Below are 11715 nucleotides of genomic sequence, written 5' to 3' on the forward strand. Positions count from 1 at the left end.
AGCTTCACAGCCGTAGCGAGGTATATATGTCAAGCCTATAGCGGGCGTAGGATTTATATCTTTGCAGGCGCTGAATTTGCCACATTACGAATTGCAGTTGCTTATCGGCTATTCATTGTAGCAATGTATATTAGTCTCACATAGTATATATGGTGATATATACTACTATGTGGGGTTTGATATGATATGAGCGAGGCATTTGAGGTAGGAGACATAGTGACCAGGCGTTCTTATAATTTCGATATGTTATTCAAGATATGCGCTATATTGGATAAACCGGTACCCACGGCATTATTGAAGGGTATAGACATGCGTGTGGAAGCCAGTGCCCCATTGGATGATCTGGTAAAGGTAACACCCGATATGATGAATAAGTATACCAGGGAGATGAGTATGAAATGCGAGAGGTATCTTAGAAAGTGTATCTCCGGCAGCACTGCTCGAATGCGCTCGGCATTCCGCGCCATGCGCGCCGATACCTTCGCGCGTCCTTAAAGGACTATCTGCCGGATATATTGGTTATAACCGGACACGATGCTATGGGAAAAAACAAGAAGAATATAGCCGATATCAATAATTACAGGAATTCAAACTACTTTGTTGAAACCGTTGAAAGGGTAAGGCGGTATATACCGTCCTTGGATGAGCTGGTTATATTTGCGGGGGCGTGTCAATCCAATTACGAAGCCTTGCTGCATGCCGGTGCCAATTTCGCCAGTTCGCCGGGACGGGTTATGATCCATGCGCTGGACCCGGTATTTATATGTCAAAAAATAGCTTATACCGATATAAATACCATAGTACAGGTTAAAGATGTTTTGGAGGCCACTATAACAGGAGCCCAAGGCATAGGAGGTGTACAAACGAGGGGCAAGTACAGGGAGGGCATGCCTAAAGGCAAATATTAAGGCGGCGACTTTTGCCGCCGCCCGACCTTATTGTTTGAACTGCACCAGAGCCTGGGCCAATTCATTTATGCTGCCGGTCAGGTTTTCCAATTTGGCCTCTATGCGCACCAGCAGGTATATGGAGACCACTATGGGGAAACCGAGGTTGGCTATGGAACTGAGCCATTGCTCCATTTAGCTCATCTCCTTTCAAAAAAGGGTACCCGTTGCGGGTACCCTTTGGCTTATGCCAGCTCTATAGGCGTGGTATCTGTGGTTATTATATTGGCCCCGCTTATAGTATAAGGGCCGGCTTCCAGATCGAATATATCATTGCTCAATACCAGCGACATGGCGCTTTGTATTTGAGCCGGCGTCAAGTCCGGTTTCGGATCGTTTAACGTTATGCGGAAAGCGCGGCCGGCGACGTTTTCAAAGAGCAATTCCAGCACATTCTCCACGAGCTTTCACCTCCTTATTCCCGTATTATTTGCGTCACTACCTTACGCCTGTACCAGATCGCTTTCGCTGACCTTGCGTATAGCGGTTACAGGATGTTCCTGCAGGTCGGCTAAAGCCACGGCCACATCGAATATGGCTTGATCGGCGGCATCGGGCTTTACGTTGTTGAAGGATTTGCTGCGCGTAAGCTTTCTGCCGTTGGCATCGGTGCCGTAATCCATATTTATACGCAAGCGGGTTACGGTAGGCCTTACTTCTACTGCCATGTTCTCACCTCCTTACAATAATATAGATAGCAAAAAGCCTCCTATTGTTATATATCGTCTTCCATAAAAATTCGCATATTTTTAAGTGCCCGCTCCTTGAGCTTTATCACTGCCTGATAATGGAGCCCGTCCTTTCGGGATACATCGGCCATGGACATACCTTGCAGATAATGCATCTTGAGCACGCGGCGCTGCTTTGGCGTCAATGCTGCCATGGCCATACATAGGTGCCGGTGCTGCTGTTCTGTTTGCACTATATTCTCTACCGACGGGCGGGCATCGGGTATGATGTCGGCCAGGGTAGACGCGCCGTCGCCGATGGGTTGATCCAGCGATAGAGATTGCCGCTCGCATCGGGTTAAATTTTTAAGCCTGTAGAATATGCGTTTTTTCAAAAAAACCAAAAAAGGCACGTTCCGTTCATCGTCAAAATCCTTTATGCTGCATATGACCTCTATAGCAGCTTCCTGATACAGATCCTCGTCATCCATGATAACGCTGTGACACTTGGATATCGATGACAGCATAAGGGGCTTTACCCTTTCCAATATTTCTGCTACGGCCTCGTTATCCCCTGCCTTTGCCCTCTCTACCAGCGGTTTTAGCTGATAATCCATGATAGTTACCTCCTGCTTATTTAACAGGCCGGCCTTATCATCGCGCGATGATTATATTTTAATTGCCAACGGCCGTTTGGTCTAAAACAGGATAATGCTTTTTGGGCATGCGAAAAAAGGCAAAACGGCGCGAAAAATAGACCAAAAATAAAAAAAACCGCGATAAATGCCTATAAAGAGATTGACATATGGCTTGATTTGTAATAATATGAAAATAGAATTATGAAAAATTTAAGGGGGTATTTTACGTGAAGAATATAAAGTGGTTGGCCATTGCTATCGGGATCATTATGATAATTGCCAGCATCATTGTGTTTGCTAATCCTACCGGCACCATAAGGGCTATAGCATTGCTGGTCGGCATCGCGGTCATTGTAAGCGGCGTTGTTTCTCTTGTGGAAAATATCAGGCATGAGCAGAACAACATAACTACTTTCCATCTGATTTTGAGCGTATTGGTGATTATTTTCGGCATTATACTGGTGAGCCAGCCCGACTTTGCTATTAATGTATTCGTGTATATTATCGGTATCTGGTTTATCATAGATGCTATACGGCGTATTATCGATGCAAGGGTATATAAGACTGCAGCTTCTAATTTGTATACTGCGACCGTTGTAATGGCTGTATTGCTTTTGATTGTGGGAGCGCTGCTGTTGCTCAATCCTTTTATAGCATGGTTCTCAATATCAATCATTATCGGAATTTCGCTGCTCATCGGCGGTATCGTGCATCTGGTCTATGGCGTTATCAGCCGATCTGATTTATAATTTGCAATAATCGCATCCATGAAAGATGAGCATGGAGCGCTGCTTCAGTTCAACGGCCGGCAGCATAGCCGGCCGTTTCGGCTACGAACAGGTCCGGTTTTTTGTTAAAAATACTTCTTTGAATTCAGGTATTCCTGCAGTTTATCCATTACCTCGCCGAAACGCTGGAAATGGACTATTTCCCTCTCACGCAGGAATTTAAGCGGTTCCATGACGTCCGGATCATCGGCCAGATCGAGCAGATGCTCATATGTGGCCCGAGCCTTTTGTTCGGCCGCCATATCCTCATGTATATCGGCCATAGGGTCGCCTTTGGACTGTATATAGGCGGCGTTAAAGGGCACGCCTGTACCGGTGCTGGGGTATATGCCCTTATCGTGGTCCGTATAGTAAACGCCGTTATCAGTGGCTTTTATTTGTTCTATACTGGCGTCTTTGGTCAGCTGATATACCATAGAGCCTATCATTTCGAAATGGGCTAATTCCTCGGTGCCTATATCGTTCAATGTGGCTATAGCTTCGGGGGTAGGCATGGCATAGCGCTGAGAGAGATAGCGCAGAGAAGCTGCCAATTCTCCGTCAGGACCGCCATATTGGGATAATATATATTTGGCCATCCGAGGGTCGGTCTTTTTTATTTTCACAGGGTATTGTGTTTTCTTTTCATAAAACCACATGTTACTACTCCTCCACTTTCTAATCGGGGATAATGTCCTGTTGCCATGGCCATGGTTCTTCTATCCACTGCCATGGGTAGCGGCTGAAAGATCCTCCGAAATTGCTCAAAGGCCCGTAACGCCGTTCATATTCATTTTTAGCTCCCATGAGCTGTCTTGTGTAATAGTTGTACTCGTTGAGAGCCCTTTGATCATTCGGATGCGTATCAAGATATAGGTTTAATTCGACCGCCATAAATTCTATGGCTCTTATTTGATTCAACATTTCTGTTCTATTGTCAGACATTTTATCTTCCTCCCTATGCCTTTACCTTATTATAGGGCTTTACCAGTTCGGGAAACATGGTGCCGTTTTTCAACGCTTCCATAGGTGGAAAGCTGTTTGTATAGCGCTGGTACGGCACATATGCCTCGGCTAGCCCTGGATATCTGTCGCCCGGGAAAGGAGGCTTTTGTGGAGCATTTTGCTCATAGTTTAAATAACCGTTATTCATGGCTATTCTCCTTTCACAATATATAGTCTATATATATTTTATTCGAGCGTTGCGAAAGTGTTACAGGTACTCGTCGAATAAAACCGCCTACTGCCGAATATATATTAATCGAGTATATATCGCAAAAAGCAGATGGGGTGGACAGTATGATAAATGCCGTATGGGCGGTGATGCTGGCAGTCGGTATATTTGTAGGTTTGCTGAACGATCAGGCCGATGCTGTTACCAAAGCGGCCATAGACGGGGCTTCGCAGGCCGTCGTAATTTCATTTGGCCTGATAGGTGCATATGGTTTATGGTTGGGGATAATGGAGATAGCACAAAGAGCGAGACTAATAGATGCGCTTTCATGCATAATGCGTCCCGTCCTACATATATTATTTCCTCATGTGCCCAAGGGTCATCCTGCCATGGGTGCTATATCCATGAATGTGATAGCTAATGTTCTGGGCCTGGGAAATGCCGCTACGCCGCTTGGTATAAAGGCAATGCAGCATTTACAGCAGTTAAACCATCATAAAGAGACTATCAGCGATGATATGGCTATGCTGGTAGTTATAAATGCCGCATCGTTGCAGCTCATACCCACCACAGTGATAGCTGTGCGCAGCAGTGCCGGCTCTTCTGATCCGGCTGGCATAATCGGCACGACGCTGATAACCACTTTTTGTGCTGCCGTGATCGGTATATGCGTGGCTAAGATGCTGGAGAAGGCGATATATTGAGGCTTATATCGTCATGGCTGGTGCCGCTTTTTATTTTTTTTGTTCTAACTGCGGGATATATACGGGGGGTAAAGGTGTATGATGCCTTTGTGGATGGGGCTAAAGAAGGGATAACGACGGTTTTTAAGATAATGCCCTATCTGATAGCGATGTTTGTAGCTATAGAGGTATTTCGGGCGTCGGGGGCCATGGATATGCTGGCTCGTTTTACGGCGCCTGTATTGAAACCGCTGGGTATCCCCTCGGAGGTATTGCCGCTTATAATAGTACGGCCGCTATCCGGGAGTGCTTCATTGGGCGTGCTTGGCAATATTCTGTCTACGGCAGGGCCGGATTCCTATATAGGCAGAGTAGCTTCTACTATGATGGGTTCTACTGAAACCACTTTTTATGTATTGACTGTCTATCTCGGAGCGGTAGGAGTGAAAAAAAGCCGCCATGCTCTTCCGGCCGCTGTTATGGCTGATATCACAGGGTTTATTGTGGCAGCCATGGCCGTACGATGGGTATTTGGTAATTGAAGCTTGCATGATGCTATACAAAAATGTATAATAAAAAAGCTGGAGTTTTTGTATACAGGAAGGAGGGGCTGCGGTTGCGACCGCGTGCCGATTATCCATGAATCTTAGCGTTTTTGCGACGGAAAATAGCATATTGGAGAAAGAATTAAAAGGAAGAGTAGCCGTTGTAATAGATGTGCTCAGAGCCACAAGCACCATTGTTACGGCATTGGCCAACGGGTGTAAAGAAGTAATACCGGTTATGGAGATAGAAGAAGCCGTAAATATGGCCAAGAACTATGATAAAAATACGTTTTTATTAGCAGGTGAACGGGGAACTGTCCAGGAGAATAAAGATATCGTCATATTATGCGCCGGTACGGACGGCAAGTTCTCATTAGACGATGTGGTTACGGCCGGTATGGTGGTATCTTACATATGCCGCAATAAGGAAGATGTGGAGCTCGACGATTTGGCGCTGACCAGCAGATACATATATGAGCTGAATAAGAGCGATCTGAATAGGCTGCTGAGCCATACATACCATTATGGCAAGCTCATGGAAGCCGGATTTGAAGAGGATATAAAGTATTGCTTAAAACACGATGTTATAGATATAGTGCCGCATTACGAAAATGGTATTATAAGGAACAAAGCTAATAGATAGCAAGGATGAGCAATAAAGAGTATAATGCGGTCTATAATCGTCAATTATGGGACTTGAGCCATTAGCATTCATGTTATATAATAATTTTGTGAAAAGTTAATAAGTTCGTTGAGCGCTTAATTTTCGGCATTATTGCCGTAAAGCGGGGGAACCATCAGATGGGGCGTATTCCATAAAGGATAGAGCAACTCTTTCAGCTCGAGCCCGTCAGCTAACCTCGTAGGCGTTGGAAGGGAGTGGAACGGATTAAATGAGCCGCGGTAACTCTGCGGTTTTTATTTTGCCTTTTATTGTATATAGGCAAAACCGATATGGCAGCGAGCTTTTAAAGCTTGACATAAAACCCACCTTTTAGAACCCTGCAGCATGTTTCTGCAGGGTTTTCTTTTAAAGCATTCCTTGCCGTTGTACGCTTTAAACCAACACTGAAATTTCGCGTATGTATTGCTATAAGCGCTTATATGATGCTACAATAATCTTATGAGGCATTATATACGAAAGGTGAAAGCTTTAAATGATATGGGATTTATAAACTATATTAAAGAGAATGTCATAAATATTGCACTTATAATTGCTATTATGATAACCGGCGCGATGATAACGAACGTTAACAAAAGAATAAACTCTTTTGTTGAAGATCGGCCCAAATATCATTTTTATATGATCGCGCCAAATCTGAGCGACCCCTTTTGGCAGGAGGTAAAGAAAGGCGCGGACGATGCCGCCAAACATTATAGCGTGGCTTATGAATTCAAAGCACCGCGCTTTAACGATCCCGAAGAAGAAAAAAGATTCCTCAATATAGCGATAGCATCGGAAGTGGACGGCATAGTTACTCATGTGCCATATAACGAGGATTTTACCGAAGTCATAAATACCGCCGCTGATGAGGGCATACCGGTGGTTACCATGGAGAACGACGCGGCTGCCAGTAAAAGAAAGACTTTTGTCGGCGTGAGCAATTTTTTGCTTGGAGAAGAAGCCGCAAGGCTTGTAAACGACGCTACAGGAGGAAGGGGAAATGTGGCCATAATAATAAACAGCGCACAGCGCGATGTGTCCAGTCAGAATATAGCTATAAGCGGATTTAAAAGCGCCGTAGCTAAGAATTATAAAAATATAAGCATTGCCGATATCTATACGTCTGAAATGGGTATTTTGAGCGCGGAAGATATAGTCGGCAGAATTGTGCGCAGCCAGCCTAAAGTCAACGCCATATATGTTACCGATGCCAGCGATACGCTGGGGGTGGCTCAGGCTGTGGTCGATTACAATAAGGTAGGGGAAATCAAGATTGTCGGCTATGGCGATAGTGAGGATATACTGGATTATATAAATAAAGGCGTCATATACGGGGTAGTGATGAATGACCCTTATAAAATGGGCTATAATAGCATAAAATCGCTTGTGGAGATCAAAGAAGAAAACAATGTTTCTGCCTTTATAGATACCGATTTGAAGATAATAACTAAGGATGATATGACATATGCGCAGTAAAGGTATATTTAGAATGACCGGTATAAGGAGAGAAATTTTTTTATACTATCTGATCGTGATAATTATAATGAGCGGTATCAGCATTTTGTCTTATTATAATGCAAAGAACGCCACTGACAGAATGAGCGGCATATTTGCCGATTATATGGAGCTAAACGACCTTTATTCCGGTATAAATTCTTTGGAAGCCGAGGTGGAGAAATACCTTTCCACGCGTTCGTCCGATGCGCTTTTGAACTACTATACCTTATACAATGAACTTGAGAGCAAGTCCCATGAGATGACGCAAGATTACAATTATGATGCCGCAAGCCTTATGATGAAGGATATAGGCAATATGATCCAGAACCTCCTGATAAAAACCGATGATGCGGTTAATGCAAAACGAGCCAGAAACAGCGGCCAGTATATAAAGAGCTTTACCGAAGCAAATCAAATAGCCGGATATATCGAATTGTATATAAACGAGCTGCTGTATAATAATCTTGATAAAGGAGCCGCACAGTACAGCGATATAGCAAGGAATGTATCGTATATAAGCTATTTAGAGATATTTCTGATATCGGGTTCAATGGCATTGAGCCTCTTTCTTGCCGTATATCTGACCGGTCGGATAACCAGTCCACTGATAGCGCTTTCTCATTCTGCCGAAAAAGTCAGCGAAGGCGATTTTGATGTGGAGCCTTTAAACGATATGACTACTAACGATGAGGTGAAGGTGCTCGCAGATGCTTTTGCAAGGATGCTGGCCAGCATAAAGGAATATATACGGGAAATAAAGGAACAGGCAGAGCTGAAAACACAGCTAAAAGAAGCTGAATTGAAGGCCCTTCAGGCTCAGATAAACCCTCACTTTCTGTTCAATACATTAAATGCGGCATCGCAGCTGGCTATGATGGAAGGCGCTGATAAATCCTCTGAATTTATAGAAAAGGTGGCATCGTTGTTCCGCTATAACCTGCGTCAGACCGATCAGCCTGTTACTCTGAAGGATGAGATCGGCAATGTGAGGAATTATATGTATATACTTAAAACAAGGTTTGGAGACAAGGTGGACTTTGAAATATATGCCGATGAAGCTATATTAGATTATAAAATACCGGTTACCATAATACAGCCAGTGGTGGAAAACGCATTTATACATGGCATAGAGGACATAGAGGGCAAGGGATTTATAAAAATTGAAGCGAGGTATTATAAACCTTATATTTATGTGAAGGTGACGGATAATGGTAAAGGCATGGATAGAGATACAATAATCAAAATACTTTCACTGGATAAAAGCGATGGGAGCTCGAGCATAGGGTTGCATAACGTTATAAAGCGGCTTATGCTGTTTTATGATGTCGATAACGTGCGCGATGTTATAGAGATATACAGCGAAGAAGGCAAAGGAACTATCGTAACTTTGAAGTTGCCTATGGAGGGGGATAAACCGTGATAAAGGTATTTGTAGCCGATGATGAGCAAATAGTGATAGATTCTATAAAGTTTGTAATAGAGAAGAGTATACCCAATACTGCATTGGTAGGAAGCGCGCGTTCAGGCCGCGAAGCCGTTGAAAAAATAAATGAAATAAGGCCCGATATAGTGCTTATGGACATACGCATGCCGGGAATAAGCGGTATAGAAGCTATTAAAAAAATTAAGGAGAGGCATAGCGACATAATATTTATTATAATAACAGCATATGAATACTTCGATTATGCCAAAGATGCCATAGCCCTCGGCGTTTTTGATTATTTGCTTAAGCCGCTTAATAAGAACAAAATAATCGAGGTAATAGATAAGGCGACTGAAACCATAACAAGACAGCGCAAGTCCATGGCCGAGGAATTGGAGCTTAAAGAAGCGTTAAACAAAATATTACCGTATCTGGAGAGCGAGTTTGTGTATTCGCATTTCTATGGTAAAATCGACGACGGCAATATAGAATTTTACGAAAGTATTTTTGATATGCAACTTGACTACGGCTATGTTATGATAGGCAACGTAGACTATGTGGACAGCGTTGCCGGCAGTATTGACAAACAGGTATTTTACGATTGTTTCGCCACCGAGCTTAAGTCAATAGTGCCGTGCCTTGTAGGCCCGCCCATGCTCAACAGCATAGCCGCATATGTGCCGGTGGAACGTCAAATGAGCAGCTTTGAGATAAAAAACGAATCTATAGAAATAGCCAAAAGGCTGTGTTCCCGATTGGATGAAAGGGTTAACCTAAACTATAGAATAGGCATAGGCAGGCCATATGACATAGAGAACTTCACTGTATCATATGATGAAGCCGATAGAACTCTTAAAATCGATGAGGAGAAGATATCCCATTTTGATGATCAGGGCATAGTCTTTGCCCAAAAAGATATCTATCCGTTTAATAAGGAAAAATTATTAATAGACAAGGTTATTATGGGCGATGGTATAGGTGCTGTGCGCTTGTTTAATGAGATATTCGATTGGATGGCATTGAACTACAGAGGGAGAGAAGACAAGATGGCCGATATGCTGAGAGAACTTTTCATCGTGCTTAATAGAACGGCGTCCTATTATATGGAAGGCAATATGCCTGCAACATATAGTATTTCTGGGAATGACGATATAGAAGAAATAAAAACATCTATATTGGCATGGATTAAAACAGTATCACAAAACATAAGAGCACGAAAGGATACGGTGCTTAATGAGATTATACGACACGTTGAAGATTTCATAGCGCAAAACTATAATAAGGATATAACCATGGACGATGTGGCTCGTGAGGTGAATATGAGTTACCATTATTTCAGTAAATTTTTTAAAGAACAAACCGGCCGAAATTTTGTGGAGTATCTTAGCAGTTTAAGAATACAAAAGGCTGAAGAATTGCTGGCGGACCCATCTAGAAGCATAAAGGATGTATGCTATAGCGTGGGATACAATGATCCTAATTATTTCAGCAAGTTATTCAAAAAATATACCGGCAAAAGCCCTTCGGAATACAGGGCTTCGCTGGGAGGGGAACAGATATAAGCCTATGAGTACTAAAATGCGCCGTTATATTACTGTTATACTGTCGACAATATTGATCGCGCTTATAATACTGCTTATTATAGATACCCGAGAGCTTAAAAATTTGTCGGACTCAAGGGCCAGAGAGTCTGAGGGAAATAATAACGGTATAAAAATAGGCCTCTCTATGGGTACCTTAAAAGAAGATAGATGGTTGCGTGACAGGGATATCTTTGTAGCGCGGGCAAAGGCTCTCGGGACCGATGTTATCGTTCAAAATGCCAATAATAACGATGAGGATCAGGTCGAACAGGTGAACTATTTGTTAAGCCGGGGTATAGATGTGCTGGTCATAGTACCTAATGACCGTGAAAAATCGGCCGATGCGGTAGAGGCGGCCAAGAAAGCCGGCGTAAAGGTTATAGCATATGACCGGCTGGTATTGAAATCGAATGTCGATTTGTATATATCATTTGACAGTCAAGAGGTAGGTAAACTCATGGCGCAAGCGCTTGTGGACAAGGTACCACGGGGCAATTATTTGATTATAAACGGGGATCCGTCGGACAACAATACCAGTTTACTAAAAAAAGGTTATGACGATGTATTGGCGCCGCTTGCAAAAGCAGGGGAAATAAATATAATAGCTGAAGAGTGGGCAGAGGATTGGATGTCTGAGTATGCTTTTAATATAACAGAGAAATATCTTCAAAAGGGAACTAAAATAGATGCAATATTGGCAGCAGACGATATGTTGGCCGCAGGTGCTATAAGAGCGCTGTCTGAATATAAGCTAAGCGGCAAGGCCATGGTGACGGGGCAAGATGCTGACCTGACGGCGTGCCAAAGAATAGTTGACGGAACTCAATTTATGACTGTATATAAACCCGTCGACAGGCTTGCCGAAGAGGCGGTCGATATGGCTGTAAAGCTGGCTAAAGGCGAAAGCATAAGTGTACCTAATACTATATATGATGGCAAATATGACGTGCCTTATTATGTATTGCAGCCGGTTGCCGTTGATATAAGCAACCTCGATGATACCGTCATAAAAGACGGTTTCCATAATTATGATGAGATATACGGCAGATAGTATTTTTTTAAAATAAAAATTTTCTATATTTTTAGTGATCTTCCTATCTCAATAAATAAATTAAGAAACAAATAA

General features: G+C 43.1%; 15 protein-coding genes, 1 pseudogene and 1 riboswitch. Of the genes and pseudogenes, 9 read left to right on the forward strand and 7 right to left on the reverse strand.

Going from position 1 to position 11715, the window contains the following annotated elements; genetic code table 11:
* Positions 1–186 precede the first annotated feature (186 nt).
* Positions 187–908 (forward strand): annotated as a pseudogene (locus JG770_RS10310) (sporulation peptidase YabG).
* Between the two features lie 27 nt (positions 909–935).
* On the opposite strand, the gene JG770_RS10315 reads toward JG770_RS10310, so the two are convergent.
* From JG770_RS10315 to JG770_RS10330, 4 genes are read right to left on the reverse strand one after another with little or no spacing between them, the layout of a single operon-like run.
* Positions 936–1082, reverse strand: a complete 147-nt coding sequence (locus JG770_RS10315) for a YvrJ family protein (protein ID WP_291958656.1) — start codon at positions 1080–1082, stop codon at positions 936–938.
* A 50-nt stretch (positions 1083–1132) separates the two neighbouring features.
* Entirely contained in the window at positions 1133–1348 is a 216-nt protein-coding gene (locus JG770_RS10320; protein ID WP_291958658.1) for a DUF2922 domain-containing protein, read from the reverse strand.
* A 42-nt stretch (positions 1349–1390) separates the two neighbouring features.
* The gene (locus JG770_RS10325; RefSeq protein ID WP_291958660.1) at positions 1391–1615 is read right to left on the reverse strand and encodes a DUF1659 domain-containing protein; all 225 of its coding nucleotides are present in this window, start codon (positions 1613–1615) and stop codon (positions 1391–1393) included.
* Positions 1616–1662: 47 nt separating this feature from the next.
* Entirely contained in the window at positions 1663–2232 is a 570-nt protein-coding gene (locus tag JG770_RS10330; RefSeq protein WP_291958664.1) for a sigma-70 family RNA polymerase sigma factor, read from the reverse strand.
* Between the two features lie 248 nt (positions 2233–2480).
* Between JG770_RS10330 and JG770_RS10335 the strand changes: the two genes are divergently transcribed.
* The gene (locus JG770_RS10335; RefSeq protein ID WP_291958667.1) at positions 2481–3002 is read left to right on the forward strand and encodes a DUF308 domain-containing protein; all 522 of its coding nucleotides are present in this window, start codon (positions 2481–2483) and stop codon (positions 3000–3002) included.
* Between the two features lie 104 nt (positions 3003–3106).
* On the opposite strand, the gene JG770_RS10340 is transcribed toward JG770_RS10335, so the two are convergent.
* From JG770_RS10340 to JG770_RS10350, 3 genes are read right to left on the reverse strand one after another with little or no spacing between them, the layout of a single operon-like run.
* The gene (locus JG770_RS10340) at positions 3107–3679 is read right to left on the reverse strand and encodes a manganese catalase family protein (RefSeq protein ID WP_291958670.1); all 573 of its coding nucleotides are present in this window, start codon (positions 3677–3679) and stop codon (positions 3107–3109) included.
* Between the two features lie 19 nt (positions 3680–3698).
* Positions 3699–3965 carry a spore coat protein CotJB gene (locus JG770_RS10345; RefSeq protein WP_291958673.1) on the reverse strand — a complete coding sequence of 89 codons (267 nt, stop codon included), beginning with the start codon at positions 3963–3965 and terminating at the stop codon, positions 3699–3701.
* A 13-nt stretch (positions 3966–3978) separates the two neighbouring features.
* Positions 3979–4173 carry a spore coat associated protein CotJA gene (locus JG770_RS10350; RefSeq protein WP_291958675.1) on the reverse strand — a complete coding sequence of 65 codons (195 nt, stop codon included), beginning with the start codon at positions 4171–4173 and terminating at the stop codon, positions 3979–3981.
* Positions 4174–4319: 146 nt separating this feature from the next.
* Here JG770_RS10350 and JG770_RS10355 point away from each other — a divergent pair, with 146 nt between their 5' ends.
* From JG770_RS10355 to JG770_RS10385, 7 genes are all read left to right on the forward strand, one after another.
* Positions 4320–4898, forward strand: coding sequence for a nucleoside recognition domain-containing protein (locus tag JG770_RS10355; protein ID WP_291958678.1), 579 nt, complete (start codon positions 4320–4322; stop codon positions 4896–4898).
* Positions 4895–5419: a spore maturation protein gene (locus tag JG770_RS10360; RefSeq protein ID WP_291958682.1), complete on the forward strand. Its 525-nt coding sequence runs from the start codon at positions 4895–4897 to the stop codon at positions 5417–5419. Before JG770_RS10355 ends, JG770_RS10360 begins: the two co-directional genes overlap by 4 nt.
* 97 nt (positions 5420–5516) lie before the next feature.
* A complete protein-coding gene (locus tag JG770_RS10365; RefSeq protein WP_291958685.1) occupies positions 5517–6065 on the forward strand; it encodes a 2-phosphosulfolactate phosphatase in 549 nt (182 codons plus the stop codon).
* Positions 6066–6168: 103 nt separating this feature from the next.
* A riboswitch (cyclic di-AMP (ydaO/yuaA leader) is annotated at positions 6169–6307 on the forward strand.
* 238 nt (positions 6308–6545) lie between these two features.
* Positions 6546–7562: a substrate-binding domain-containing protein gene (locus JG770_RS10370; RefSeq protein WP_291958688.1), complete on the forward strand. Its 1017-nt coding sequence runs from the start codon at positions 6546–6548 to the stop codon at positions 7560–7562.
* On the forward strand, positions 7552–9003 hold the full coding sequence (locus JG770_RS10375; RefSeq protein ID WP_291958690.1) for a sensor histidine kinase: 1452 nt from the start codon (positions 7552–7554) through the stop codon (positions 9001–9003). The genes JG770_RS10370 and JG770_RS10375 overlap by 11 nt, the downstream gene beginning before the upstream one ends.
* Positions 9000–10568, forward strand: coding sequence for a response regulator (locus tag JG770_RS10380; RefSeq protein WP_291958693.1), 1569 nt, complete (start codon positions 9000–9002; stop codon positions 10566–10568). Before JG770_RS10375 ends, JG770_RS10380 begins: the two co-directional genes overlap by 4 nt.
* Before the next feature lie 4 nt (positions 10569–10572).
* A complete protein-coding gene (locus JG770_RS10385) occupies positions 10573–11640 on the forward strand; it encodes a substrate-binding domain-containing protein (protein WP_291958696.1) in 1068 nt (355 codons plus the stop codon).
* Positions 11641–11715: the final 75 nt, after the last annotated feature.

The organism is Mahella sp. (genome assembly GCF_020054945.1).
In the GTDB taxonomy this organism is placed as follows: domain Bacteria; phylum Bacillota; class Clostridia; order Mahellales; family Mahellaceae; genus Mahella.